The 25,951-nt window shown below is 51.6% G+C and carries 32 protein-coding genes and 1 tRNA gene; 23 read left to right on the top strand and 10 right to left on the bottom strand.

What is annotated here, in order from left to right; all coding sequences use genetic code 11:
* Window positions 1-21: 21 nt before the first annotated feature.
* Window positions 22-1,089 carry an Mrp/NBP35 family ATP-binding protein gene (locus ACY430_RS03980; RefSeq protein WP_462137603.1) on the bottom strand — a complete coding sequence of 356 codons (1,068 nt, stop codon included), beginning with the start codon at window positions 1,087-1,089 and terminating at the stop codon, window positions 22-24.
* A gap of 13 nt (window positions 1,090-1,102) precedes the next feature.
* A complete protein-coding gene (locus ACY430_RS03985) occupies window positions 1,103-1,510 on the bottom strand; it encodes a metal-sulfur cluster assembly factor (RefSeq protein WP_462137604.1) in 408 nt (135 codons plus the stop codon).
* A 117-nt stretch (window positions 1,511-1,627) separates the two neighbouring features.
* Here ACY430_RS03985 and ACY430_RS03990 point away from each other — a divergent pair, with 117 nt between their 5' ends.
* Genes ACY430_RS03990 through ACY430_RS04000 form a run of 3 tightly spaced genes read left to right on the top strand, consistent with a single transcriptional unit; the run spans window position 1,628 to window position 3,243 of the window.
* Window positions 1,628-2,242, top strand: coding sequence for an aquaporin (locus tag ACY430_RS03990; RefSeq protein ID WP_462137605.1), 615 nt, complete (start codon window positions 1,628-1,630; stop codon window positions 2,240-2,242).
* A gap of 13 nt (window positions 2,243-2,255) precedes the next feature.
* Window positions 2,256-3,041: an aldo/keto reductase gene (locus tag ACY430_RS03995; RefSeq protein ID WP_462137606.1), complete on the top strand. Its 786-nt coding sequence runs from the start codon at window positions 2,256-2,258 to the stop codon at window positions 3,039-3,041.
* 1 nt (window position 3,042) lies between these two features.
* A complete protein-coding gene (locus tag ACY430_RS04000) occupies window positions 3,043-3,243 on the top strand; it encodes a hypothetical protein (RefSeq protein ID WP_462137607.1) in 201 nt (66 codons plus the stop codon).
* 34 nt (window positions 3,244-3,277) lie between these two features.
* Here ACY430_RS04000 and ACY430_RS04005 read toward each other — a convergent pair whose 3' ends face one another.
* The 4 genes from ACY430_RS04005 to ACY430_RS04020 all read right to left on the bottom strand — a co-directional run bounded on the left by ACY430_RS04005 (window position 3,278) and on the right by ACY430_RS04020 (window position 7,072).
* Window positions 3,278-4,186: a hypothetical protein gene (locus ACY430_RS04005; protein ID WP_462137608.1), complete on the bottom strand. Its 909-nt coding sequence runs from the start codon at window positions 4,184-4,186 to the stop codon at window positions 3,278-3,280.
* Entirely contained in the window at window positions 4,164-4,481 is a 318-nt protein-coding gene (locus tag ACY430_RS04010) for a hypothetical protein (protein ID WP_462137609.1), read from the bottom strand. The genes ACY430_RS04005 and ACY430_RS04010 overlap by 23 nt, the downstream gene beginning before the upstream one ends.
* A 45-nt stretch (window positions 4,482-4,526) precedes the next feature.
* Entirely contained in the window at window positions 4,527-5,699 is a 1,173-nt protein-coding gene (locus tag ACY430_RS04015; protein WP_462137610.1) for a hypothetical protein, read from the bottom strand.
* Between the two features lie 113 nt (window positions 5,700-5,812).
* Window positions 5,813-7,072 carry a replication-associated recombination protein A gene (locus ACY430_RS04020; RefSeq protein ID WP_462137611.1) on the bottom strand — a complete coding sequence of 420 codons (1,260 nt, stop codon included), beginning with the start codon at window positions 7,070-7,072 and terminating at the stop codon, window positions 5,813-5,815.
* A 487-nt stretch (window positions 7,073-7,559) separates the two neighbouring features.
* On the opposite strand from ACY430_RS04020, the gene ACY430_RS04025 reads away from it, so the two are divergent.
* The 9 genes from ACY430_RS04025 to gloA all read left to right on the top strand — a co-directional run bounded on the left by ACY430_RS04025 (window position 7,560) and on the right by gloA (window position 12,485).
* On the top strand, window positions 7,560-7,811 hold the full coding sequence (locus ACY430_RS04025; RefSeq protein ID WP_462137612.1) for a hypothetical protein: 252 nt from the start codon (window positions 7,560-7,562) through the stop codon (window positions 7,809-7,811).
* Window positions 7,812-7,861: 50 nt separating this feature from the next.
* On the top strand, window positions 7,862-8,101 hold the full coding sequence (locus ACY430_RS04030) for a YadA-like family protein (protein WP_462137613.1): 240 nt from the start codon (window positions 7,862-7,864) through the stop codon (window positions 8,099-8,101).
* Window positions 8,102-8,205: 104 nt separating this feature from the next.
* Window positions 8,206-8,607 carry a hypothetical protein gene (locus ACY430_RS04035; protein WP_462137614.1) on the top strand — a complete coding sequence of 134 codons (402 nt, stop codon included), beginning with the start codon at window positions 8,206-8,208 and terminating at the stop codon, window positions 8,605-8,607.
* Window positions 8,604-8,852 carry a YadA-like family protein gene (locus ACY430_RS04040; RefSeq protein WP_462137615.1) on the top strand — a complete coding sequence of 83 codons (249 nt, stop codon included), beginning with the start codon at window positions 8,604-8,606 and terminating at the stop codon, window positions 8,850-8,852. Before ACY430_RS04035 ends, ACY430_RS04040 begins: the two co-directional genes overlap by 4 nt.
* Window positions 8,853-9,382: 530 nt before the next feature.
* Window positions 9,383-9,622, top strand: coding sequence for a YadA-like family protein (locus ACY430_RS04045; protein ID WP_462137616.1), 240 nt, complete (start codon window positions 9,383-9,385; stop codon window positions 9,620-9,622).
* A 132-nt stretch (window positions 9,623-9,754) separates the two neighbouring features.
* Window positions 9,755-10,786, top strand: a complete 1,032-nt coding sequence (locus tag ACY430_RS04050; RefSeq protein WP_462137617.1) for a M42 family metallopeptidase — start codon at window positions 9,755-9,757, stop codon at window positions 10,784-10,786.
* Window positions 10,773-11,753 (top strand): DUF4268 domain-containing protein, encoded by a 981-nt coding sequence (locus ACY430_RS04055; protein WP_462137618.1) that lies wholly within the window; start codon window positions 10,773-10,775, stop codon window positions 11,751-11,753. Before ACY430_RS04050 ends, ACY430_RS04055 begins: the two co-directional genes overlap by 14 nt.
* Before the next feature lie 19 nt (window positions 11,754-11,772).
* Complete coding sequence (locus ACY430_RS04060) at window positions 11,773-12,102, top strand: hypothetical protein (RefSeq protein ID WP_462137619.1); 330 nt, start codon at window positions 11,773-11,775, stop codon at window positions 12,100-12,102.
* On the top strand, window positions 12,099-12,485 hold the full coding sequence (gene gloA / locus ACY430_RS04065) for a lactoylglutathione lyase (RefSeq protein WP_462137620.1): 387 nt from the start codon (window positions 12,099-12,101) through the stop codon (window positions 12,483-12,485). The genes ACY430_RS04060 and gloA overlap by 4 nt, the downstream gene beginning before the upstream one ends.
* A 19-nt stretch (window positions 12,486-12,504) precedes the next feature.
* Here the strand turns inward: gloA and uvrC are convergent, their stop codons facing one another.
* The 3 genes from uvrC to ACY430_RS04080 are packed head-to-tail and all read right to left on the bottom strand — an operon-like array spanning window position 12,505 to window position 15,792.
* Window positions 12,505-14,163: an excinuclease ABC subunit UvrC gene (gene uvrC, locus ACY430_RS04070; RefSeq protein WP_462137621.1), complete on the bottom strand. Its 1,659-nt coding sequence runs from the start codon at window positions 14,161-14,163 to the stop codon at window positions 12,505-12,507.
* Window positions 14,160-15,584, bottom strand: coding sequence for a sodium:solute symporter family protein (locus tag ACY430_RS04075; protein WP_462137622.1), 1,425 nt, complete (start codon window positions 15,582-15,584; stop codon window positions 14,160-14,162). The genes uvrC and ACY430_RS04075 overlap by 4 nt, the downstream gene beginning before the upstream one ends.
* A gap of 4 nt (window positions 15,585-15,588) precedes the next feature.
* Window positions 15,589-15,792: a hypothetical protein gene (locus ACY430_RS04080; RefSeq protein ID WP_462137623.1), complete on the bottom strand. Its 204-nt coding sequence runs from the start codon at window positions 15,790-15,792 to the stop codon at window positions 15,589-15,591.
* A gap of 67 nt (window positions 15,793-15,859) precedes the next feature.
* Between ACY430_RS04080 and miaB the strand changes: the two genes are divergently transcribed.
* The 11 genes from miaB to ACY430_RS04135 all read left to right on the top strand — a co-directional run bounded on the left by miaB (window position 15,860) and on the right by ACY430_RS04135 (window position 25,651).
* Entirely contained in the window at window positions 15,860-17,209 is a 1,350-nt protein-coding gene (gene miaB / locus ACY430_RS04085) for a tRNA (N6-isopentenyl adenosine(37)-C2)-methylthiotransferase MiaB (protein ID WP_462137624.1), read from the top strand.
* Window positions 17,206-18,159, top strand: a complete 954-nt coding sequence (gene ispH / locus ACY430_RS04090) for a 4-hydroxy-3-methylbut-2-enyl diphosphate reductase (RefSeq protein WP_462137625.1) — start codon at window positions 17,206-17,208, stop codon at window positions 18,157-18,159. The genes miaB and ispH overlap by 4 nt, the downstream gene beginning before the upstream one ends.
* Window positions 18,160-18,206: 47 nt before the next feature.
* Window positions 18,207-18,545 carry a P-II family nitrogen regulator gene (locus tag ACY430_RS04095; protein ID WP_462137626.1) on the top strand — a complete coding sequence of 113 codons (339 nt, stop codon included), beginning with the start codon at window positions 18,207-18,209 and terminating at the stop codon, window positions 18,543-18,545.
* A gap of 155 nt (window positions 18,546-18,700) precedes the next feature.
* Window positions 18,701-19,927: an ammonium transporter gene (locus ACY430_RS04100; RefSeq protein ID WP_462137639.1), complete on the top strand. Its 1,227-nt coding sequence runs from the start codon at window positions 18,701-18,703 to the stop codon at window positions 19,925-19,927.
* Window positions 19,928-19,955: 28 nt separating this feature from the next.
* Window positions 19,956-21,314 carry an outer membrane beta-barrel protein gene (locus tag ACY430_RS04105; protein WP_462137627.1) on the top strand — a complete coding sequence of 453 codons (1,359 nt, stop codon included), beginning with the start codon at window positions 19,956-19,958 and terminating at the stop codon, window positions 21,312-21,314.
* 83 nt (window positions 21,315-21,397) lie between these two features.
* Window positions 21,398-21,470 (top strand) — tRNA-Phe (locus tag ACY430_RS04110).
* 116 nt (window positions 21,471-21,586) lie between these two features.
* Window positions 21,587-22,000 (top strand): helix-turn-helix domain-containing protein, encoded by a 414-nt coding sequence (locus ACY430_RS04115; protein WP_462137628.1) that lies wholly within the window; start codon window positions 21,587-21,589, stop codon window positions 21,998-22,000.
* Window positions 21,991-22,770 carry a hypothetical protein gene (locus ACY430_RS04120; RefSeq protein ID WP_462137629.1) on the top strand — a complete coding sequence of 260 codons (780 nt, stop codon included), beginning with the start codon at window positions 21,991-21,993 and terminating at the stop codon, window positions 22,768-22,770. Before ACY430_RS04115 ends, ACY430_RS04120 begins: the two co-directional genes overlap by 10 nt.
* The gene (gene pilM, locus ACY430_RS04125; protein WP_462137630.1) at window positions 22,771-23,853 is read left to right on the top strand and encodes a pilus assembly protein PilM; all 1,083 of its coding nucleotides are present in this window, start codon (window positions 22,771-22,773) and stop codon (window positions 23,851-23,853) included.
* Window positions 23,850-24,260 (top strand): hypothetical protein, encoded by a 411-nt coding sequence (locus ACY430_RS04130; RefSeq protein WP_462137631.1) that lies wholly within the window; start codon window positions 23,850-23,852, stop codon window positions 24,258-24,260. The genes pilM and ACY430_RS04130 overlap by 4 nt, the downstream gene beginning before the upstream one ends.
* 5 nt (window positions 24,261-24,265) lie before the next feature.
* A complete protein-coding gene (locus ACY430_RS04135; protein WP_462137632.1) occupies window positions 24,266-25,651 on the top strand; it encodes a type IV pilus secretin PilQ in 1,386 nt (461 codons plus the stop codon).
* Between the two features lie 9 nt (window positions 25,652-25,660).
* Here the strand turns inward: ACY430_RS04135 and ACY430_RS04140 are convergent, their stop codons facing one another.
* Window positions 25,661-25,849 carry a hypothetical protein gene (locus tag ACY430_RS04140; RefSeq protein WP_462137633.1) on the bottom strand — a complete coding sequence of 63 codons (189 nt, stop codon included), beginning with the start codon at window positions 25,847-25,849 and terminating at the stop codon, window positions 25,661-25,663.
* Window positions 25,850-25,951: the final 102 nt, after the last annotated feature.

Here is a 25,951-nt window from a genome sequence, read left to right on the forward strand (position 1 = left end):
AACCTCCGCAGTTCAGTGTTTTTATTTTTCAACATGGTTCAAAACTTCATCGGCGAGCCGCATAAACGCAAGCGAAGCGATGCAATCGGGGGTTGATTCCACAATCGGCACTCCGCTGTCTCCGCCTTTTCTGATTTCCGGATCAATCGGAATCTCGCCGAGAAACGGAACTTTGAACTTGTCCGCCATCAGCTTTCCGCCGCCGCGCCCGAAAATGTCCATTTTTTCGCCGCCCGGCATATTCAGATAACTCATATTTTCAACAATTCCGATGACCGGAATGTTCAGTTTTTCAAACATCAGTATTCCGCGCCGCACATCTATAAGGGCAACCTCCTGAGGGGTCGTAACTATGACGCCGCCGCTCAAAGGCGCGGTTTGCGCGATTGAAAGTTGGGCGTCTCCCGTTCCCGGAGGCAGGTCTATGACGAGATAATCGGTGTTTCCCCACTCAACGTCTTCAACAAATTGCTTCACCGCGCCGTGAACCATCGGTCCGCGCCAGATAACGGTTTCCTCCTCCTTAATCAAATATCCGATTGAAACCATTTTCAGCCCGTATTTTTCTATGGGGAGAATCTTTTTTTCCGGTGTGGCAATCGGTCTTTCGCCCTGAGTTCCGGTCATCATCGGCGCGCTCGGTCCCCAGATGTCCGCGTCCATAAGCCCCACATTCCGTCTTTTCTTGCCAATGGCGACCGCGAGATTAACCGCGACCGTGGATTTGCCCACGCCGCCTTTTCCGCTCGCCACCGCCACATAGTGCTTGATGTTCGGCAGTTTTGACTGCGCCGCCGCCGGCTGTGCCGCCGCGCCCGTGGTTTGAGCGCCGGAGGGGGCGGCTCGCGTCTGCGTTTCTATTGAAACCCCTTCCACGCCGGGGGTTTCAAGAACCGTGGTTCTGACATCGTCCTCTATGCGTTTCTGTACTTCGGGGTCGGGTTTGGGCAGAACAAGTGAGATTTTCACCGCGGACTTTTCATCCACGCTTATATCTTTAACAATTCCGAATGAAACAATATCGCGCGTAAAGCCGGGATATTTAACCATTTTTAACCGTCTTGAAACGGTTTCGGGTGTAAGGCTCATATCGGTAAAAAAATTACTCCACGCCGAGTTTTTGCTTTGCCGCGGGCGACATCATGTCCGGATTCCACGGCGGCTCCCAAACCACTTGCACAAGAACATTTCTCGCGCCAATGGCTTTCAACGCCTCTTCCGCCTGTCCGGATATCATTCCGCCCATTGAACAGCCCGGAGTCGTGAGGGTCATTTTCAATCCCACATCGCTACCCGAAATCTGCACATCGTAAATCAGTCCGAGGTCAACAATGCTCACCGGAAGTTCGGGGTCGTTAACCTGTCCGAGCGCTTCAAAAACCGCCTCTTCGGTAAGAGGCGCGGAAGACGCGTCTTTTTTCTCAAATTTTTTGAACTGAACCTTTGAATCGGGGGACTTTTCGTCTCCCTGTGAGTCGGGCTGAATCGTTATGATTTTTTTCATCGCCATTTGTTTTGAGTGTAGCCACCGCGCCTTGTATTGTCAAAACAGCGCGAACCTTGAATAACAAACCTCTCAAATGGATAATAAAACTCAGCATCGCACTCACCAAAAAGGAGAATTTCAATGCACAGCCTAACGAAAAAACTTACCGTTGAATTTATCGGCGCTTTCTTTCTTGTTTTCACGATAGGAATTTCATCGGGAGATTTTGCCCCGTTTGCCGTTGCGGGCGTTTTGATGGCGATGATATTCGCGGGCGGGCACATATCGGGCGCTCATTACAATCCCGCCGTAACGGTTTCAATGTTTCTACGCGGAAGCGCGTCCGCGCGCGAGGTTGTTCCCTATGTGCTTGCCCAAATTGCCGCCGCCGGTTGCGCCGGACTGCTTTCAAGCATTTTCGCGCCCGCTCAAAACCCTCCCGTTTTTGACACACAGTCTCTTCTGATTGCGGAAACGGTTTTCACTTTCGCGCTCTGTTTTGTAATCCTCAATGTTGCCACCGCGAGCGGCACGGCGGGGAACTCTTTTTACGGGCTCGCGATAGGGTTTGTGATTTTGAGCGGCGCGATAGCGGTGGGTCCCGTTTCGGGCGCGGTTTTTAATCCGGCGGTTGCGGCGGGGCTTTTTGTCAGAGGCGCGGCGGACTTCCACATGCTTGGTCTCTACACGGTGGCGAGCCTTGCGGGCGGCGTTGCGGCGGCGTTTGTTTTTCTGTTCACAAACGGGAAAAAGTAAGTTTTCCACCCAAATGAAAATTGAACTCAAAAAACTTGGCGGCACGGGCGGGCAAATTCCGGAAATCGGTCTCGGAACATGGAACTACACGGCGGACACCGCTCCGCTTGAAGCCGGAATCAAACTCGGCGCGCGCTTCATAGACACCGCCGAAGGATACGGCACGGAAAAGGTTTCGGGAAAGGCGGCGCGGCGCGCGGGTGGCGATGTTTTTATGGCGACAAAGGTTTCGGGGCGCAATCTCGGCTATGACGATGTTCTCAGGGCGGCGGATGCGAGTTTGGAAAAACTCGGCGTGGATGTGATTGACCTTTATCAAATCCACTGGTCCAATCCGGCTTTTCCAATAAAAGAAACAATGCGGGCGATGAACAAACTTCTGGACAACGGGCTTGTGCGTTATATGGGGGTAAGCAATTTTTCGGTCGCCGAGTTTGAGGAGGCGCAGAGTTATATGCCGAACGCCAAAGTGGTTTCAAATCAAGTCCGTTACAGTTTGAATGACAGACAGATTGAGGACGATTTACTGCCGTTTTGCGAACGAAACGGCGTTACGCTTATTGCCTACACGCCGCTTGACAGCGGGCGTTTGTGCGGCGGTAAATACGGGCTTTTGAGTGAAATCGCGCGGGACACGGGCAAAACCGAAGCGCAGGTTGCGCTGAACTGGTGTTTGTGTTGGGACTGCGTGGTTGTTATTCCGAAATCAGACAGCGTTGAGCGAACGGTTGAAAACTGCGGCGGCTCCGGCTGGCGTCTTGATAGCGCGCAGTTTCGCGCCCTGTGCGAGGCGTTTTGATATGGCAACCTGTAAATGCGGAAACAAAATCGGCTCGCCGCTTGTGTCTCCCAAATCGTCTTACTCCGCGCTCGGGTGGTTTCTTGTAACACTCGGCATAAGCCACGCGCCCGTCAAAGTAACTTTTACCTGCGACAACTGCGGCGAAGCGTTAAAGGTCGTTACCGACAAGAAACATTTGCGGGAACACACTTACAGATAAAAAAAGAGTTCTTACCCGCAATGCGCGAATAAGATTAAAAGAAGTATGAAATTCCCGCGCCCACGCCGAAGCTCCAAATACTGTCAATATCGCTTGGAGTGGTGATGGCGTAATGAAACCTGCCGTCAAGCGAGACTTCTATTTTGTCCGTTACCGGAATGGCAACACCCAGTTTGCCGAGAACGGGCCAGGCCGCTCCGCCGTTCACTTCGTCTCCAAGGTCGTAGAACATAATTCCCGTTCCCACGCCTGCAAACGCGTTCAATTTTTCGGAATGGAAAATCGCCGTTGCGTAAATCGGAAGCGTCAGGTGGAAAAGTGTCGGACTGTCATCGTTGTCACTGTTGCCGAAAGATACGACTCCCTGCGGAGTAGTGGCAATAGCACCCTCATCGCCTCCAAAAAGGTCGGAGATGATATTAGCGTCTGATTTTGCGACATCATACCTTGCGGCCAGATTCAGCAGTTCATCAGAGGTGTCTTCGGATGCGCCTGTAAGTTCGGGTCGTCTGACAAGCGCTCTCACAAATGCCTGTGTTCTTGTGGCTATTTCGTCCGAGTTTTCGTGAAGAACTACTAAAATTTGTGTTCCCGCATTCCGTCCGGCGTTATTACCGACCAGGATAGTAATATCCGTTGAGGCGGTAGTGGTAAGACCATCTCGCAACGCATTGTGGGTTTCGGCAAGTGCAGTTCCAATAGGGGTGGCTGTGCCGGTAGTCGGAAATACTCCGGATTGCAGGGCGGCATTGGCGGCCTGCGCTCCGCTCAGGTCTGCCGCCTCAATAAGCGTGGCAATGTGTTCATCCAATACCTCTTTTGCGGTTTGGGTTTGGGCTTGGGCTTGATTGAGTTTTATACTCGTGCTCGCGCTTAACATAATGCCCGGCTCAAAAGAAAGCCCAACGGTTATTGATTCATTATACGGTTGGTAATAGCCCATTTCCGCGGAAATCTGCCATCCCTGGTCGGTAACTTCCCCCCCCCCCTATATTATTCAGGCTGCTAATGGAAGCTACATTCCCTAAATTTCCTGACACGGCATTCGCCCCGACAATTACATTTGTGTCTCCGCTCAACCCCGCTGTTATATCCGCCGACTGGTAGTAGTAGCCGGAAGACAAGCCGAACTTAAAGCCGGGAGACTGGGTTGAAAATGAGGATCCGGAGTCCTGAGCAATTGCCGGACTTGCCGCTAAAAACAAAATGGCGAGAAATGAGAGAACTTTTTTAAACATAATAAAACTCCCGTTTTCAAGAAACCCTCTTAAAAGAAGTATGACCTAAAAGAAGTATGAAATTCCCGCGCCCACGCCGAAACTCCAAAGACTGTCAATATCGCTTGGAGTGGTAATGGCGTAATGGAACCTGCCGTCAAGCGAGACTTCTATTTTGTCCGTTACCGGAATGGCAACACCCAGTTTACCGAGAACGGGCCAGACTGCTCCGCCGTTCACTTCGTCTCCAAGGTCGTAGAACATAATTCCCGTTCCCACGCCTACAAACGCGTTCAATTCTTCGGAATGGAAAATCGCCGTTGCGTAAATCGGAAGCGTCAAGTGAAAAAGTGTCGGACTGTCGTCAAGATTGTCGAAAGATACGACTCCCGCCGGACGAGTGGTGCGAGTAGCATCCACTCCAAAAAGGTCGTTTACGACATTAGCGCCTGCTTTTGCGGTATCAACCCTTCCAGCCAGATTCAGCAGTTCATCAGAATTGTTTGCGGCTGCGCCCATAGTAGTAAGTTCGGATCGTCTGACAAGCGCTCTCACAAATGCCGATGCGCTTGTCTGGGTGCCTGATTCCATGTCGTCGTGAACAAACGTGCCAATATTCGTGGCTACGCCCGCGGCTACGCCCGCACCGGCCAGAGCAACAATATTAGTTCCAACGGCGTTGGTGCCAATACGTGCTCTCTCCGCATTGAAGGCTTGGGCAATTGCATTTCCAAGAGCGGTGCCTGGGGGAGCAGTCAGAAATACTTCAGTGCTACCGGCAATAGTGGCGATTTGCGCTGAACTCAGGTTTGCTGTCTCAATAAGCGTGGCAATGCGTGAATCCACTGCCTGTTTTGCGGTTTGATTGAGTTTTATACTTGTGCTCGCGCTTACCATAATGCCCGGCTCAAAAGAAAGCCCCATGGTTATTGATTCATCATACGGTTGGTAATAGCCCACTTCCGCAGAAATCTGCCATCCCTGGTCGGTAACCTCTCCTCCCACATTGCGAATGGAAGTTGCATTTCCTGGATTCTCTGACGCGGCATTCGCCCCGACAACTATCCTTGAGTCTCCGGGCAACGCCGTTATATCCGCCGACTGGTAGTAGTAGCCGGAAGAAAGGCCGAACTTTAAGCCGGGAGACTGGGTTGAAAATGAGGATCCGGCGTCCTGGGCAATTGCCGGACTTGCCGCTAAAAACAAAATGGCGAGAAATGAGAGAACTTTTTTAAACATAAATCAAACTCCTGCTGATTAAAAACTTTGTCGCAATTCTATGCGATTTTTAGTGCGAAGCAAACCTTTTTTTGAAATTTTCCTCAGGCGCATTCGAGAGATGCGTGATTTTCTCATTTTCTCTTTTTCCATTTCTCATCAAGATATTTTTTCAACGCGGCTTCGCGTCCGCGTTCGGACGGTTTGTAGTAAATCCGGTTTTTCAATTTTTCGGGCAGATTGTCCTGTTCCGTAAAAGCGTCTTTTTCATCATGCGGGTATTTGTAGCCCTTGCCGTAGCCCATGCCTTTCATCAGGCGCGTGGGCGCGTTTCGTATATGCATCGGGATTTCAAGGTCGGGGTGTTTTTTCACATCCGCTTCGGCTGAGCGCAAACCTGAATACGCCGCGTTGCTTCGCGGGCAACTTGCCAGATACGCCGCCGTTTGCGCGAGAACAATCCGCGCTTCGGGCATTCCGATGTAATTGACCGCCGTGAAGCAGTCGGTTGCGAGCGTAAGCGCGTATGGCTCGGCGTTGCCTATGTCTTCGGACGCGAGCACAATCAGCCGCCGCGCGATAAAAAGCGGCTCCTCGCCGGCTTGGAGCATTCGTGCGAGATAGTAAAGCGCCGAGTCCGGGTCGCTCGCTCGCACGCTTTTTATGAAAGCCGAGATTGTGTTGTAATGCTCGTCGCCGTCTTTGTCATAACGCACCCCTTTCTGATAGACATTTCTGACGGTTTCGGAGTCCACTTCGCCGTTTGAAAGCGAAACGGCGATTTCAAGCGCGTTCAGAAGCGCCCGCGCGTCTCCGCCGCACAGCGCGATTAAATCGTTTCGCGCATCTTCTGATATTTTCGCGCTTTTGAGCGCGGGGTCTTTTTCAAGCGCGCGATTAATGATTAGCGACAAATCGTTTTCGCCGAGCGGTTCAAGGCGGTAAACGGCGCACCGCGAAAGCAGGGGCGAGATTACCTCAAAAGACGGGTTTTCCGTTGTCGCGCCGATGAGCGCGATTTCGCCTTCCTCAACGCTTTTGAGCAGGGTCGCCTGCTGGGATTTGTTGAATCTGTGTATTTCGTCTATGAAAAGCACCGCGCCGCCGTTCACTTTTGCCGCACGGGAAAGCGCGTCTCTTATTTCCTTCACGCCTGAAAAAACGGCGTCCATATGGATAAATTCGGCTTCGTTTTCCGCCGTTAGAACGCGCGCAAGAGTGGTTTTTCCGGTTCCGGGAGGCCCCCATAAAATCATTGAGCGCGCGCCGCCGCGCCCGTCCATTCCGCGCGCCATTCCGCGCAAAACGCCGTCCTGTCCAAGCAGATGATTCTGCCCCGCAATTTCGTCAAGGGATTTGGGCCGCATACGCTCGGCAAGCGGAGTGTTTTCCATTTTCAAAGTCTCCGGCGGTTATTATATCGGGACTTTGCGGGCGGGGCTTCGGAGCGCGAAAAAATTTCTAAACTTTTAACTTTGAACTTGACAAATTTCTCAATAACAAATAAAAAAAGGAAAGATTTTGAATTGGTTTTTAGCAAGTGAGCAAAGTTGTTTTGTCTAAATTCATACAGAATTCAGTTTCCACCCCCCCCCCCCCCAATGTATAGTGAGGGTAATGAGCGGGGTATTTCCATAATGAATGAGGTATTTCCCAAGATGAGAATCAGAATTTTCTATTTCACCTGCGCGCTTGCTTTGGCGCTTTGCCCCGTTTCAATGTTTGGCAATGGCGCAGATGTGGCGTTTGCCCATGGCACCGAAGAACCCAATGTCGTAGGACCCAGAGGTCCGGAAAGTGCGATACCGGGACCCACAGGCCCGGACGGTCCGCAAGGCCGTCAGGGTCCGCCGAATACGCAGGTGGGCCCGCGGGGAGCGGATGGAGCGCAGGGAGAGATTGGAGCGCAGGGAGCGCAGGGAGCGCGGGGAGCGCGGGGAGCGCGGGGAGCGGTTGGAGCGCAGGGAGAGGTTGGAGACCGGGGAGCGGATGGAACGCCGGGAGCGGCTGGAGCGGCTGGAGCGGCTGGAGCGGCTGGAGCGACTGGAGCACAGGGAGCGGCTGGAGCACAGGGAGCGGCTGGAGCACGGGGAGCGGTTGGAGCACAGGGAGCGGATGGAGCGCAGGGAGTGACTGGAGCGCGTGGTCTGGAGGGAGAGCCGAGTACGCTACAGAGGACGGAAATGCAACTCAGTGATCTCATGAAAGCCGGCGCGGCGGTTACTGCGATTAGTTCAATACCCACGGTTGCCGCTTCCGGGCGGAGAGTTTCCGTGGGTCTCGGAGTAAAATATTTTGAAGGCGAAGGCGCCGCGGCCGCGGGATTGGCTATTGCGGTGCAGGATAGGTTGCATATCAATGTGGCAAGTTCCTTTGCGGATGAAAAGCCGAGAACACGTTTCGGAGCAATTCTGGAGTTTTAGAGAGTTATCTGACCTAATGAAAAATTACATCTTCATTCTAATATGCGCGTCCGCTCTGGCATTTTGTCCTGTTCCGGCATTTGTGGGAGTTACCGGTATGGCATTTGCTCATAATCTTCCGGGACCCCAGGGACCGGTGGGACCGGATGGAGGTTTTGGTAGAGGTGGAGGTAGGGGAAGTGTCGGTCCGCCGGGACTCCCGGGAGCTCAGGGACCTCAGGGAACTCGGGGAGTTCAGGGACCTCAGGGATCGGTGGGAAATCAGGGAACTACGGGATTTCGGGGAGAAGATGGATTGCCGGGAGCGCAGGGAGCGCAGGGAGCGACTGGAACGCCGGGAACGCCGGGAACGCCGGGAACGCCGGGAACGGCCGGAGCGACTGGAGCGACTGGAGCGGCCGGAGCGCGGGGAACGACTGGAGCGACCGGAGCGCGGGGATTGCAGGGAGCGCGGGGATTGCAGGGAACGGCCGGAGCGCGGGGAGCGCAGGGAGCGGCCGGAGTGAATATAGACCAAAGCGACAGCATCACAAAAATCGACGCACTGGCGACTGCGGTCAGTTCAGCGCCGACTACAGTTTCTTCCGGGCGGAGAATTTCCGTGGGTCTCGGAGGAAGCTACTATAAAGGCGAACTTGCCGCGGGCGCGGGAGTGGCTTACTCAATGCGGGATATGCTCCATCTCAGTGCGGCGGGCGGCTATGTGGACGGCAAGGAAGCGGGGCGTTTGGGGGTAATTTTAGAGTTTTGAACTTACTACGGAAAATTAACACAGGGAAGAATGTATTTTTGAAAACTGCATTTTTCAGTTTCACGGTCTTCGCACTCGCTCTGGCGTTTCACTCTGTTCCGGCGTTTGCTCAAACTCCGGGTACTCCGTGTACCGGTGCGTGCGTTGGTCCGCCGGGATTTGAGGGCCCTGACGGGCGTACCGGACAACCGGGTCCGGAAGGAGAGCGGGGAACGCAGGGACCCACGGGACCTCAGGGATTTCCGGGATCTCCGGGATTTACGGGAGATCCGGGACTCCGGGGTCCTCTGGGACAACGGGGTCCGCGGGGAGACACGGGGAGCGCCGGGCAACGGGGAGCGCAGGGAGCCGCGGGAGCGCCGGGAGCCGCGGGAGCCGCGGGAGCCGCGGGAGCCGCGGGAGCCGCGGGACTTCGGGGAGCGACTGGAACGCAGGGAACGACTGGAGCGACTGGAACGACTGGAGCGCAGGGAGCGACTGGAGCGGCAGGAGCGGTTGGAGCGCGGGGATTGTCGGGAGAAGCGGGAGGATTGTCAGACAAAAAAGTTTCAAGAGTTGGCGCAGTGGCGATTGCCATCAGTGCAACGCCGACCGTTGTTTCTCCGGGCAAATGGGTGGCGATGGGAATCGGAACGGGTTACCTTGAAGAGCAATTTGCCGTATCTTTGGGAATGGCCGTTGCCGTGAAAGACCTCTTCCATCTCAATCTGTCGGGCGGTTTTGCCAGTGAAATATCAACCGTAAGTCTTGGCGGAACTGTGAGATTCTAATCCGCGCCCTTATTTTTTCCGTAAGACCTTTTCCATAAGATAATAATCACCATAAGATAATCAGATGTCGCGAAAGCGGATGTCGCGAAAGCGGAAAAACCGCCTCTTTTCGGCTATACTGCGATTCAAATTATGAACACAAAACTGCTGAAACAACTGTGCGATATTCCCGGCATACCCGGAGACGAGGGCGCGGTGAGGGATTTCGCGGTTTCCGAACTGCGCAAATACACAAAAGACATCTCCATTGACACAATGGGCAACGTCATAGCCCGGGTCGGCGGCAAAGGAAAAAAACTTGTTATTGACGCCCACATGGACGAGGTGGGCTTTATGGTGAGCCATATTGACGACAGGGGTTTTGTTCGGGTTTGCATGCTCGGCGGGATTGACGCGAGGGTGTTTTACGGACAGCGCGTTGTGGTTCACGGCTCAAAGCCCTTGCGGGCGATGGTGGCGGCGGTTCCCCCGCACATAAGCAAAACCAGCGGCGACAGGGGTGTTCCCGAAGTTGAGGACTGCGTTCTTGACCTCGGACTTTCGGCGGCGAAGGTGAAAAAATATGTCAAAATCGGCGACCCCGTTACTTTTGACACCGAACTGCAGGAAACCGAAGATGCCGTGATTTCCCGCTCCATTGATGACCGGGTTGGCATTTTCATCATTCTTTCCGCGCTTGCGGCAAAGCCGAAACCGGCTTGCAATCTGTTTGTTACGTTCACGGTTCAGGAGGAGCCGGGCTTGAGAGGCGCGCGCATAATCACGCCCGCGTTGGAGCCGGATTTTGTTATCGCGCTTGAGGGAACGGTTGCGATGGATTTGCCCGGAGTCGCGCCGCATAAGAGTCTTGCGAACATCGGCAAAGGTCCCGAAGTGCGTCTTTCAGACCGCTACCTTGTTGCCGACAGGGGTTTGAGTTTCTTCATAAAATCAGTCGCGGACAAAAAGAAAATCCCGTGTCAAATCACGGTCAAAAAAGCGGGCGGAACAAACGCGACCGCGATGCAGGTAACCGGAAAGGGAACCAAAGCGGCGGTTGTTTCCGTGCCGACACGGTATCTGCACAGCCCCGGCTCGGTCGCCTACAAAAGCGACATTGAAGCCACAATCAAACTGATAAAAGGCGTGATTGAGGGGATTGGGAGTTTGAATGGGAAAAGGTAAAAATCTGGGCAAGTTGAAAAAAGTTGACCTGAGACAAATATGGAAAAAAGAGGCTGGAGACTTTACGCCTTGGTTGTCCCAGGAGGATGGGCTGTCCTTACTTGGAGAAACTATCGGCATTGAATTGGAACTTGAATCTACCGAAAAAGGTGTTGGCGGTTTTAGTGCTGACATTGTTGCTCGCGATACTGAAAGCGGTAGTTATGTGCTGATTGAAAACCAACTGGAACGCACAGACCACACACATCTTGGACAATTGATTACTTACGCCGCAGGATTAAATACCGTTACCATTGTCTGGGTTTCCAAGAGATTTGCCGAAGAACACAGGGCGGCTATGGACTGGCTAAACGAAATTACTGACAGCAAATTCGGATTCTTTGGAATTGAGGTGGAGTTATTAAAGATAGGAAACAGTCCGCCAGCTCCAAAGTTGAATATTGTTTCCAAACCGAATGACTGGAGCAAAACCGCGCGCAAAAAAAGAAGTGAAGGATTGAGCGATGGCGACAAATTCAAGCTTCTTTACTGGGAGAAGTTTCGTGAGTATTTGCAGGATAAAAATATCAACCTAAAAGGAACCAAAGCCCGTCCTCAAAATTGGATGAATTTTCCCGTAGGCAAAAGCCGTTGCAAGATGGTGGCAGTTATTAGAATGAACCCCCCGCGAATTTGGTGTGCCTTTGAAGCCTGGTACGAAAATTCCAATCCGATTTTTGACTTTCTTCACGACCAGAAAAACAAAATTGAGAAAGATTTTGGAGAATCTTTGTATTGGGATAGAGCAGTAGGAAAAAAACACATCGGCATTTCCGTCTTCAATGAGAGCAATCCTCTGGATGAAAAAAACAGAGAAAAACAATTCAAATGGTTTGCCGAAAAACTGACAAAATTTGATGAAGTTTTCCGTCCGCGAGTGAAAGGATTTGACCCGTCAGATTGGGAAACGGAAGAAGAAGAAAACTAAGGCGGATAAAAAGTTCAAAATGTGCGCCTCAAATCTCACCGAAATTTTCAAATCGTGTCTCGCGGGGCTCGCGGGCGAAACGCCAGATTTGGTTTTTTCCGATTTTGAAACCGCGATAAAGAATAAAAAATACGATGTTCAGGACACAACAATTATTGAAGTCGTTCTGAAAGAGGAAACGGATTCGCTTAAACAATCATTTCTTAAAAGTTTCGCGAATTACGAAAAATCCGCGAGCGCTGATTGGGATGCGGAAAAATCCGCGAAATCGGTTGAGATTTTTTGCGGTTGCCTTGAAACGCTGATTAATTACTACTACAACAACACGATTGCGGGGCAGTTTTCATGAAATATCTGCACACAATGATAAGGGTTGGCGACTTGGACAGGTCAATTCGTTTCTACACGGAAGTTCTGGGGCTTGTCCACCACCGCACAACGGACTATCCGGACGGCGAATTTTCGCTCGCTTTTCTCGGATACGGCAACGGCTCGGAGCCGTTTCTTGAACTCACATACAACTACGGAGTGAGCGAATACAAACACGGCGGCGCATACGGGCACATGGCTTTCGCCGTGGAAGACATAAAAGCCGCGTGCGACAAAATCACCGAACTCGGCGGCAGGGTTACGCGCCCTCCGGGTCCGATGAAACACGGGAAAACCGTTCTCGCCTTCATTGAAGACCCTGACGGCTACAAGGTTGAACTCATAGAGAGAAGCAATCCTTAAATGCGCAGACCCGCGCGCATTACCGGAAAAACTTTTTGCCCCGCAGGGTTTTGTGGTAGCCGAGCGCGAAGCGGTGCGCTTCGTCCCTGATCCTCATCAGAAGAAAGAGCCCTTCGCGGTTTTTTACGGGCGTCCACGGGGTTTTTCTCCCCGGAGTGTAAATTGCGTCCGCTTGCTCTTTTTCCCGTCCTTTCGCAATCGCCGCAATGTCCGCCGCGCCGGAAAAACCCAGTTCATTAATCGCTTCAACGGCGGCGGAAAGTTGCCCCTTGCCGCCGTCTATGAGGATTAAATCAGGAAGTTCCCAGCCCGCTTGTTCCGCTCTTTTGAGCCGCCGGGAAAGCATTTCCTTTATGCCCGCGAAATCGTCCTGCCCCGCAACGGTTTTTATTTTGTAGCGTTTGTAGCGTTTTTTATCCGGCGCACCGCCGCTGAACCGCACCGCCGAACCCGTTGTTTCCCGCCCTTGAGTGTTGGATATGTCAAAGCACTCTATTTCACGCGGAACCTTTGAGAGTTTCAGCGCCTTTTTGAGTCCGAACAGAATGTCGCGGTTTTTCTCTTCGCCCGCGCGTTTTTTTCTGAGCGCCTCCCTTGCGTTGTCCGCCGCGAGGCGCAGAAGTTTTGTTTTTACGCCTCTTTTCGGCGCGACTATTTTCACCGCGCCGCCGCGTTTTTCCGAAAGCCATTTTTCGTATGTCCGCTTGTGTTCCGGCTCGGACGGCACAATGATTTCGGGCGGAACCTGCCTGCCTTCGTCGTAGAATCTTCCCAGAAACTCAGCAAAAGCCGCGCGTGCGTCCGCGCCCGTGTTTTTCGCGGAAATCTCCGCCTTGTCCACAACTCCGCCGCCCCTGTGAAAAAGAACGACAAATTCAAAACTCTTTTCGTCCGCCGCCATTTCTATGATGTCTCTGTTGGTGAAACTTGACGACACAACCTTTTCAAGCCCGCCGGTTCCCAGTGCGGACAAGAGGTCTCTGTGGCGCGAGGCGTCTTCATACCTTGTTTCATCAGATGCCTTTTTCATCTTTTTTTTCAAGTGAGCCGCCACGCCTTTTCTGTCGCCCCTGAGGAACGCTTCGGCTTTGAGGCACAGAGTGCGGTATTCGGATTTCCCCGTCATTCCCGCGCACGGCCCCGAACACAGCCCCATGTCATAGTTCAGACACGGGCGGCTTGAATGCCGTTTGAATTTGTTGTTTGAGCAATCGCGCACCGCGAAGAGCCGATGGACGAGTTTCGCGCTCTGTTTCAAAGCGCCGCCGCGCGAGAAGGGGCCGAAATAAGACGCGCCGTCCGCCCGCACTCTGCGCGTTACCGAGAGGCGCGGAAATTCCTCGTTCATTGACAGGCGCAAAGACGCGTAGGTTTTGTCGTCTTTGAGCTGAATGTTGAATTTCGGTTTGTGTTTTTTGATGAGTGAGTTTTCAAGAATGAGCGCTTCATGCTCGTCAACTGACACAATGTAGTCAACATCCGCCGCCTCGCGCATAAGGTATGACACTTGCGGTCTTGAATCGTTTTTCGCGCTGAAATATGACCGCACGCGGCTTTTCAGGTTCGCCGCTTTGCCTATGTAAATAATCCGCCCGTTCGGATTTTTCATCATATAGACGCCGCAGGAGGAGGGCAGGGAAGAAGGGGAAAAATCTGATTCCTGAGAGACGAGTTTCAAGACCGGACTACGAATTTCCGTTTGGAGGAAACAATCAAAATTGTGGCGGCGGAATTAAACGCGAGAAGCAGCAAATCCGTGCGTATTTCCCACACGATTTTAGGCGTTACGCCAAACAGGGAGAGCAGAAAGAAAACCAGACTCGCGGCGGTGATAAGCGGAATGACGGGGTGCAACTTTCTTCCCTTGATAAGCGTGGACGCCAAAACCATCGGAGCCATAAGCGCGGTTCCCATAAAGCCCGATATGGCGAGAGAGATGATGCCCTGAGAGCTTTTCATGGCCACAACAAAAGCCACCGCGCAGAAAATCAGAATTATGAACTTTACAAACACAACCGCCGAGATTTTCAGTTTTTCACTGATTCTTCCGAGCGCGTTGTTTATTTCCGAGCCGAGCGCGAAAAATTGCGAATCCGAAGTTGACATTGCCGCGGCGAGAATTCCGATGAGCGCTATCGCGCCAATTACCGCGTTTTGTTCAAGTATGAGTTTTCCTATGAATTCGGGACCGGTGTCCGCCGTGATTGCCACTGCGCCGTAGAGACCGATTATCAACCCGGCGATTAAAAGCAGAAAAGTGAAAGAGGCGTGCAAAACGGGCACTTTGCGCCTTTCGTTTATCCCTTTGAGAATGGACAGGCGCGAAGTGAGTTGCGGTTGCGACACGGGCAGAAGAACTATTGAGATAAATCCCGCGAGCAGCCACTGAGTCGACAGCAATCCCTTTGGTCCCGGAACGGAAAGTAATCGCTCATCGGTTTCGACAACCGCTTGAAAAAGAGCGCTTATTCCCCCGAATTTTGACAACACAATCGCCGCCATTATCCATATGACGCTGAAAAGCATAATTCCCTGCAATGCGTCGCAATACATAATTCCGCGCAAGCCCCCGATTGACGAGTAGGAAAACATCAGCGCGAGAATTATCAACGCCCAGACCCACTGCGGAATGGAATACGGCACAACCGCCGACAGAAGGCCGGACGCGCCCTTGATTTGAACGGCGATATACGGAATCAGAAAAATCACGAGCCCCATAACATAGACCGCCACGCCGTAGCCGCCGAATGAATCCCTTATCAAATCCGACATACTGCGGAAATCCTTTGACGCGATCCTGTCTTTAAGTTTGAAGCACAGCCAGAGGGTGAAAACGGCCAGCGCCATGTCCGTTACGCCGAGAAATATCCATGTTCCAACCCCGTGAACCCTGAAAAAGTTTGGCATTCCTATCAGAATGAATGTGCTGTAAAGAGTGGCGAAAAATGTCAGAAAGCCGATTATTGTTCCGAGGTTTCCGCCCGCAAGGAAAAACTCTTTCTCTTCGCCCTTGTTTTTTCTGTTGCCCACAAACGCGAGGGTTATCAGAACCGCCAGATACACAAGCGCGACCGCTATAAATATTGTTCCGTTGCTCAAAAAATCATTTTTCCTTTGAGAAAATCATCGCGATGATGAGCACGAGATAGATTGAAAGGGAGATCGCCATGCTTACCCACAGGGTTCTCGGAATCCCGAACAGAAACGGCTCGGCGACCCCGCCCGGAATAATTAACGGTATAAACGCGAGCGCCGCGAGCGCGGCGGCGAGGGGAAGCGTGATTTTCCAGAGGTTTCGGCTTTTCAATTGCTCAAAGTCCGCACGGCTTTATAATAGGACGTATATTATGTAATAATATCGCCCGGTTTTACAAATGAGGGAAAAAAATCCGCAAAAAAATCCGCCGCTGCTCTACATTGAAACCTACGGGTGCCAGATGAATGAGTATGACTCGGACAGAATTGTAACCGCCCTCGGAGCGGAAAAGACGCCTGAGCCGTCTCTCGCGGACTACATAGTCGTCAATACCTGCGCGATAAGGGAAAAAGCAGACCACAAGGCGTTCAGTAGCGTTGGAAAGTTCAAGCGGCTGAAAGCCGTAAAACCCGAAGTGGTGATTGGAATGGCGGGTTGCGTCGCCCAGTTATACGGGGACGCGATACTTAAAAAAAATCCGCATCTTGATTTTGTCATCGGGCCCCGCGCGATACCGAAACTTCCCGCGCTAATTGCCGACATTGAGCAGAGCAGAGAGCACGAGCGCGTAAGAAAATCCAAAACCTCTTTTGACATTGAGGAAACCTTCGCGATTTCCCCCGCTCATGACAAATCCAGGGTCAGCGCATTTGTTTCCGTTCAGCAGGGATGCAACAAGCGATGCGCCTACTGCATCGTGCCGACCGTGAGGGGCGATGAAGTGAACAGACCTCTCGCAGACATACTCTCCGAGGCGCGAATGCTCGTATCCAAAGGGGTGAAAGAGATAACTTTTGTGGGGCAAACGGTCAATTCATGGAAAGGCGGAGGCGAAAAATTCTCCGATCTTCTGCGCGCGGTGGCGGAGATTGAGGGGCTTGAGAGAATCCGTTTCACAACGCCGTATCCGCGCGACATAACAAAGAAAATGATTGAGGCGATGCGGGACACCCCGAAGGTGTGCCGCCACATACATCTGCCCGTTCAGTCCGGCTCGGACAGGGTTTTAAAACTCATGAACCGCACATACACATCCAAGTGGTATCTTGAAGCGGTTGACCGCCTCAAAGATGCCATTCCCGGCATCGCGGTCTCAACCGATGTCATAATCGGTTTTCCGGGAGAGAGCGGGGACGATTTCGCGCAAACGATGAATTTGCTCGAAAAAGTGCGTTTTGACAGCTCTTTTTCGTTTAAGTTCTCGCCGCGTCCGGGAACTCCCGCCGCAGAGGCGGACGAACAGATAAGTGTGAAAACCGCCGACGAGAGGCTCGCGGTTTTTCAGGAACGCCAGCGCGAAATCACGCTTGAGAGCAACCGTGCGCGCGAGGGCAAAGACGAATATGTTCTCGTGTCCGGCGAAGGCAGGCACGGAAACGGCTGGATGACGGGGCGAACCACGCACAACAGAATAGTGAATTTCATCGGAGACGGTTCTCTTACGGGAAGTTTCGTAAAAGTGCGCGTGACGGACGGGCTCGCGAACTCCCTTCGCGGCGAAATTGTGAGCGGGGAGATTGTTGCGTGAGCGGTTCCGTGCCGGCGAAAACCGTTTCACTCATCAGTCCGCGCGGTTTTTGCGCCGGAGTGGAAAGGGCCATAGCGATTGTTGAAAAGGTTTTGAAAAAACACGGCGCGCCGGTCTATGTGAAGCACGAAATTGTTCACAACAAAACCGTTGTTGAGGATTTCAAAAAGCGCGGTGTTGTTTTTATTGAAGACCCGAAAGATGTTCCTTCCGGCTTGCCGATTGTGTATTCCGCGCACGGCGTTTCGCGCCGCGTCCGCAGAGCCGCCGAAGACAGGGGGCTCAAAATCTATGACGCCACATGCCCCCTTGTTTCAAGGATTCATTCCGAGGTTTCGCGCCTGCGCTCAAGCGGCTACGAAATTGTGATGATAGGGCACAAGGGGCATCCCGAAGTTGAGGGGACGCTCGGTCAGTCTGAAAGCGGGGTTTATCTTGTTGAGAACGAGAAAGACATTGCCGCGCTGGAAGTGAAAGACCCGTCAAAACTCACCTATGTTACGCAGACCACTCTTTCGGTGGATGACACACGCGCGCTTGTAAATCTGTTGCGCGGGAAATTTCCGCAAATTCGCCTGCCGAAGAAAGATGACATTTGCTACGCGACTCAAAACCGTCAGGATGCCGTGAAAAAAATGGCGGCGGACTGCGATGTGGTTTTTGTGGTTGGATCAGAGACAAGTTCCAATTCAAACCGCCTGAAAGAGGTTGCCGAGCTGCTCGGCGCGCGCGCCTATCTGGTTGACGGACCGGACGACATAGACCGCGAGTGGCTTCGCGGTGCGAAGAAAATCGGACTTACCGCCGGCGCTTCGGCTCCCGAAGATATAGTGAAAAAAGTTGCTTCCCGCCTGCGCGAATGGACGGGATGGGAAGTCGTACAAGATCCGGATGCGGTTACTGAAGACGTGCATTTCAGCGTGCCGAAGAATTTTTTCCGCGATTTTTGACAAATTGTTTTTCATCGTTATACTACAAACGCGGAGGCGGAGAATTCATGAAAAAAATTGAAGCGATAGTAAAACCTTTCATTCTTGAAGATCTTAAAGACGCTCTGAAAGATATTGGCATTCAGGGCATGACCGTGAGTGAAGTTAAGGGATTTGGCAGGCAGAAGGGGCATGCCGAAATTTACAGAGGCTCCGAATACGTAATAGATTTTCTTCCCAAAGTTAAGGTTGAGATAATAGCGACAGATGAAATGGTCTCTTCAATTATTGATGTTATCAACCAAAGCGCAAAAACCGGAAAAACCGGAGACGGAAAGATTTTCATCATACCGATTGAGGAAGTAATAAGAATCAGAACCGGCGAAAGAGGCGAAGACGCAATATAAATTGACAAATCAACAGGAGGTGGAGTTCTTTGCTTTATGAAAAGTTCCGCAATCGCGCGGATAGGGATTTTGGGATTTGGAGAACATTTCTGTTCTTCGCGGGCGCTTTACTGTTGTCAACGGCTTCCGCCTACGCCGACAAGGTGAGCCCTGAAATGTTCACGGTCAACAACCTGTGGCTTCTTCTGGCGGCAATTCTTGTTTTTATAATGCATCTGGGGTTCGCATGTCTTGAAAGCGGACTTACAAGATCAAAAAACACCGTCAACATACTTTTCAAAAATGTTTCAATCATTGCGATAGGAATTCTCACTTACGCGCTTTGCGGGTTCAACCTTATGTATCCGGGATTTGCCGAGGCCGCTTCGGGCTACTTCGGGTTTGCCGGATTTGGAATTTCTTCTCCCGAAGGGGCCGCGGGTCTTCTTGGATACGCGGACGGCAGTTACACATATTTTTCCGACTTTATTTTTCAGGCGATGTTCGCCGCCACCGCCGCCACAATAGTTTCGGGAGCGGTTGCGGAGAGGATTAAACTCGGAAGTTTTCTTATTTTTGCCACCATTTATGTGGCGTTTGTCTATCCGGTCGCCGGTTCATGGAAGTGGGGCGGCGGGTGGCTTGACGCGCTTGGTTTTTACGATTTCGCCGGATCAACAATCGTTCACAGCGTTGGCGGCTGGGGCGCGCTCGCGGGCGCAGTTCTTCTCGGCGCGCGCAAAGGCAGGTATTCGACTGACGGAAAAGCCAGGGTGTTTCCGGGGCACAGTTTGCCGCTTGCCACAATAGGAGTTTTTCTGCTCTGGTTCGGATGGTATGGATTTAACGGCGGCTCGGTTCTTTCCGCCGACCCGGGTCTGGTTTCGCTTGTGTTTGTAACCACTTCACTTGCCGCTGCGGCGGGAATTTGCGGCGCGATGGCAACGGCTTGGATTATCAACAAAAAGCCCGACCTTTCAATGATTCTCAACGGCTCTCTCGCGGGACTTGTCGGGATAACCGCGGGGGCGGATGTCATAAGCCCGGGGAATTCCGTGCTTGTGGGTTTGGCTGCCGGCGTTCTGGTTGTTCTCTCGGTCCTCTTTATGGACAAATTGACCATAGATGACCCGGTCGGAGCGATTTCAGTTCACTTGACTTGTGGAATATGGGGAACTCTCGCGGTGGGGATTTTCAGTTCAAATCCCGAGCACACGGTCGTGAAACAGCTCACGGGCATCGGTGCATACGCGATTTTCTGCGCGACTGCCGCGTTTGCGCTTTTCTATCTTATAAAAACAGTAGTCGGGCTCCGTGTTTCCGAAGAAGAGGAATACATCGGGCTTGATGTCAGCGAGCACGGAATGGAAGCGTATAACATCACAAAATATGGTTCACGTTAATACAATTTTCAGCCTTAAGGGGGGCGTTATGAGAGTTTTTAATTTTTTAAGTTTTCTCGCGGTTGCGGTTGTTCTGCAGTTTTCTGCGGCGACGGCGGCAAGAGCGGATATTCCAATGTCAACTTTTGTTGGCTTGGTGAATGTGGGCGCGTCTTTGGACACGACATACCAGTATGTTTTTAACTGTGACAATGAGACGGTGCCGGAGTGCCCCGGAGAAAGAGGGCTTTATTCCGAACACAACGACTTTTCAATAGACGCCTTCACGCTGTCTTTTGAGAAAGAGGCGAATGCGACTGGCGCGTCTCCGTTGGACAAGGTTGGTTTCAGGGCGGACATACTTTTCGGAGAGCAGGCGGAGCGTCTTGGGTTCGGGTTCAATTCGGACGGAGACGGTTCGGTAAGCCCTTATCAGGCATACATAAGCGTTGCCCCCGTAGAGAATTTAAGCATAATTGCGGGGCAGTTCACAACGCTTGCGGGCTGGGAACTCATAGAGGCGAAAGACAACACAAACATCAGCCGTTCGCTTCTGTTTTACAGAATTCCGTTCGCTCATTCGGGCGCCAGAGTGTCTTACAGCACGTCGGGTGTTGATTTGACCCTTGGCATAAGCAACGACTGGGACGCGGTTGACGATGCTGATGACGGCAAAACTTTTGAGTTTCAGACGGCGTATTCGTACGGGTCCGAAACAGGATTTCTAAACGACCTCTGGCTCGGCGCGACCGTTTATGTGGGAAAAAGCGATTTTCGTCAAAATCAAGTAGCTGATGTTACAGAAAATGCTGATGGCGACATAACAAGTTTTGACGTCTTTAACCCGGCTGACGCTTCCGCTAATATGGTTTCTGCCGACCTCTACCCATCTGACAACAAAACGCGCACGCTCGTAACGCTCGTTGGAAGCGTAACATCCGGCAAATTCACATTTGTTGGAGATGCGGAATTCACATGGGTGGACGATGGTGTTGTTAAACCTGTTTTAGGGACTGTTACCGGAGACAACCCGGCTACACCGATTACAGACGATGATCCTGCGGAAACTTCCTTCGTAGGACCCACGGGAGTTGCTTACGACACTTTCTTCCGCTGGGGCGTTGGCGGTTATCTAATTTATGCGGCGAATGCGGACACAACGCTTTCATTGAGAGCGGAATATGTTGATGACTCTGAGACCGAAGCAGCCGGTGGCAAGGGTGTGAAACTTTTTGAAGTAACGCCGACAGTGGGCTGGAAGCCGTTTGGCAGCGGAGACACGGGAACCCTTGAGACCCGTTTTGAATACCGTTGGGACAGAGCGGATGTGGAATACTTTCCGAGCGGCAGTGGCAACAACAAGAAAGACCAGCACGCGTTGCTTTTTCAGTTGCTCTATTCAATATAGAAACTGTCTCCCGGTTATCTAACTTTTGAAAAAAGCCGGCTGCATTTGCAGCCGGCTTTTTCTATTGTAAAATAGCGTTTTCCGCCCGGATAGCTCAGTCGGTAGAGCAGAGGACTGAAAATCCTCGTGTCGGCGGTTCGATTCCGTCTCCGGGCAACTTTTCCGCTTGCGGAACAGATTTTTTATTCCATGTTGACAAAATCGGTATATTTGAGGTATCTTGGACAAGTTAGGTAGTTCTACTTAACAAAGCAAAGGCGTGGGTTTGTAAAATGACGTTTGGCGACTATTTAAAAGCAAAGCGCAAGCAGAGGGGAATAACTCAAGGTGTGCTCGCGCACTATCTTGACGTTTCAAAGGTGTATATACACCAGCTTGAAACCGGAAAAACGGACTCTCCGTCGCAGGAGAGGTGCCACCAGATTGCTCAGTGCCTGCGTGTGAGCGTGGAAGAGATATGGAACCTTTCCCGGCGCGAAAAACTGCGTAAATTCCTTGAAAAAGAGTTGATTGGCGAAAAAGAATGTGAAATTCTGACTGACGAGGAGAGGTATCTGGTGAAGTTGTACAGGGTTCTTGATGATGATATAAAAAAGGACTTCAACGGTATGATATTTATGCTGTTCAAGCATTATCAGAACACTGAAGCCAAAAAGATACTTGAAGAATTTCTTAAATGCGCTTGATTGGAAGTCTCGGGCTTTTTTACAAAGTCCTTTTTATAGAAGTCGCAATTTTGTTTCTTGTTGGCGCGGTTTTCTACGGCCAGTTCAGTAAAGAGAAATCCAGTGTTATTGCAAAAACTGTTGCCGCGTCCGAATTAATCGGCAACGAGGCGGCGGAGTTTGCCGTTCACAACACCAACCCGACAAGCGCGGAGTTTTATTCCTTTCTTAGAACCAAGCACGGGTCTGCCGGAGTTTTTCAAACCTTCAATGTCATTCCGTCTTCGTTCGGGGTTACTTTCACAAAAGAGAGTTTTCAGAGTCGCCGGCCACAACAGTTGTATTCTGAGGAAAGGGGCTACGGCGTTCGTGATAAAGGCGGTGTGTTTTCTGTTTCCGCGCCGTTTCTGGTGGGTGCGGACGGTAATCCCTACGGAGTTGTTACCATAAACTCCTCAAAAACGCTGATTATGAAACAAGTTCTGAAAGACAACCTTCTTCTGTATATTGCGCTTCTTATTGTGCTGAACAATCAGGTTTTCATTCTGCATTACTTCGCTTCAAAAAGACAAAAAGAGATTATAGACAAGCACTATGCAAGACCCTACATGAAACAGCACTCGCTCGGTGCGTTGAGGGTTATGCGCAAAATCCTTGAAGAAATTATTGAGGATTGTCCCGAAGAGCCGAAAAGAGTTGAGACAGCGGCGGAAGATTCCAAAGACGCCGACAAAACCGGCTCAAAGAAAATCATTTCCTTTTCCAGGTTTATTTCAAGAAACAGTCAATAAATGAAGATTCTTTCTTGGAATGGGATATGGGGTGGCTCCATAGAGGGTTTTTTCGCCAAATTTTTTCGGGACGAGAATGCGGTTGGCATTGATATAGGGTCTTATTCCACCAAGGTTGTGGTTCTCAAAAACAGTTCCGGGAGCGAAACGGGCACTCCCTTGCACGTACGCGAGTCTTTTCAGGATTCGGGTGTTTTCAAAGACAAGGAAATAGAAGATTTTGATTCCGTCTGTTCGGGGTTGCTTTCTTTGCGTGATGATTTCGGGCTCAAAGGCGCGCGTGCGGCGGTTGGTGTTTCAGGTTGCGCGGTTTTTACAAGCAAACTGAAGATTTCACCCTCGGCGGACGCCAAAGCTGCCGAAGATGCGGTTTTGCTACATTTAAGCAAGTTTTTTTCCGAAGGATTGGACGGCTGCCGCCACAGTTTTTACCGCGATCCGCAAAGCCCCGAAGATGTTCTTGTTACGGTTGCCAGAGAAGACGCCGCCCGCGATTATGTTTCCGCTCTGCGCTCTTCGGGATTTGTTCCCACCGTTGTGGACTATGACGGCTTTGCGCTCATCAACTCATACAACCGCCGCGCACCCTCGTCTGATGGGCTCACAGTTCTGCTCAACATCGGGCACAGCGTAACAAACCTCGCCGTTTTGAAAGACGGAAAAACAGTTTTTACCAGAGATCTTTCCACCGCTTCGGGTGAACTCACGCTTGAAATCGCGCGCGCGGGAAATCTGGCGGTTGATGATGCGGAGGCGGAAAAAATATCTCTTGGTGCGGGGTCAAGACGCGAGTTCCTCTCCGCCGCCGCCGATTTTTCCTCGGCAATCCTCCGCGAAGTGAAGTCCAACCTTGAGATGTTCTGCGATTGCGGAAATGAAAAACCCGGAAAAGTGATTCTTTCAGGCGGAGGTTCCCTGCTCCACGGTTTGCGCGAAACGGTTGCCGAAACGCTTGGAGTGGATGCTGAATATGCGGACCCTCTGCGGGCGGGACGGAATGGAAATGAGTTTCCGGACGGGTTGTCCGCGAAATCCGCGGTCGCGTTCGGGCTCGCTCTCAGAATGACGGAGAGAGCCGCATGATAAAGGTCAATCTCATAAAAACCGGTGAGTCCCGCAAACCGCGCCGCGCCGCCATTGTTGCGGCACTTTGCATATGTTTGGTGGCGGTTTCTTTTCCGTATCTGAAAAGCGGGTTCGGTGAAGCGGACCACGAACGCCCGGTGGTAACAGCCGCGCTCAAAACTCCTTCCGCTCCGCATAAAAAGCAGAGAGAGGTAAAACACACCTCAACAAGAAAGCTCCCGCTCAAAGTGGCGGGCTTTGTCAAGTTTGCCGACCGGAACTTTGCCATGCTGGTTTCCGGTAGTCGCGTGCTCTGGGTTGAGCCGGGGCAGACCGCATTCGGTTTCAATATCGCCAAAGTAAAAGAGGAAGGAATTTCCGCCGAGAAGGGTTCTAAAACGGTGTTTGTCCCGTTCGGGAAATGAGTGGCGTGAAGGTATTTATCAGTTTCTGCGCCGTGTGTGCGGTTTTTGTTTTTGGCACGTCCGTGATGTCCGCCGCGCAAAACGCTTCGGACGATGGCACGGCGTGGGCGTTTGATTTCCGCTATTCCCATTCCTCTTTCGGCGTGAGCAAACCGGTTTACAAGGGGGAGAAAGGCACTTTCATCTACAAAGGGGCGAACATGCGTGAGGTGATAAGGCAGATAGCACAAATCGGCGGCTTCAACATTATCATCACGGGAGATGTTGGTGGAACCGTTTATATGGAACTGCGTGATGTTCCGTGGGATCAGGCGCTTTCCATTGTGCTTGCTGAGAATGGTCTGGGAGCGTTTGTTGAGGGCAATGTCGTCAAGATTTCATCGCTTACAAACATAAGCAAAAGGCGCAGAGAGGCGTCTGACACGGCTCAACTTGTTGAGAAAACGGAAAAACTCGTGTCCGAGCAGTTTTTTATGAACTACGCAAGCGCGCGCGACATAGCGGCGGGCGTGAAACCGCTTCTAACAAAACGGGGCAGGATTTCGGTTGATGAAAGAACCAACTGCCTTACCATTCTTGAAACGCGGCTCAACATTGCGCGGGTGGGTAAAATTATAAAGTCACTGGACAAGCCCACGCCGAAAATACTTATTGAGTCAAGAATCGTGCAGGCGGGTACAGATTTTTCAAGGGAGCTCGGAATTCAATGGGGCGCGCATTATACAAGCAGGAACACCGGCGCGCGGTTTCCGTCAAGCATACGGGTCGGCGGAACGCGGATAGACACCGCTTTCGGCAACGTCGGGGATGGGTTTATTGTTGATATGCCCGCCGCTATCGGCACGGGCAGCGGAGGGGCGCTCGGGGTTGTTCTCGGAAATCTCGCGGGCACTTTTGACCTTGATGTGCGCCTCTCCGCGCTTGAAGACAGAGGCAAGGTGAAAATTCTTTCCTCTCCCAAAATCATTACCGTTGACAATTCGGTGGCGAGAATAGAGCAGGGAATCTCAATTCCGTTTTCAACCGTGTCGGACCAGGGCACTAAAACCGAATTCACGGACGCCACTTTAAGCCTTGAGGTTAAGCCGAAAATCACAAACGACGGCAATATATTTATGGATATTTACATTACAGACAACTCTCCGGACGCGACTTTCGCGGTTGGCTCGCAACCCTCAATCAGGCGAAACGAGGCGAAAACCAGAGTTCTTGCCGCAGACGGCGAAACGGTGGTGCTTGGCGGAATAGTCACCACAACCACAAGCAACAGCAATTCCAGAGTGCCTATTTTGTCCTCAATTCCGTTTCTCGGCGCTGTGTTCAGGAGCTCAAAAAAGCAAACGGTGGAAAGAGAACTCATTCTCTTTATCACTCCGCGGATAGTGAATTAGGGGTTAGAGTCAGTCTTTTTCCGAAGATGGAAGAAATCGTGTTATGAGCGCCACGGCAAGCGCGATGAAGCCGACTGCGGCGAGGATTTTGAAGTAAAGCCCCCAGTTTATTGAGGTGTTCAGAGAGATGCCAAATCCCACCACGAGCAGAATAAAGGCAACTACGGCGATTCCCCCCGGAATGTTTGTTTTAAGCATCAAAACCCCTGTAGCGCAAGACAGCGCTTGTTCGCCCGATTGTATACAAACAGGTGTTTTTTTCAAGAGGTGGAAAACCCGTTTATTCCATATACAATGTTC

It is taken from the genome of Candidatus Mycalebacterium sp. (assembly GCF_977828045.1).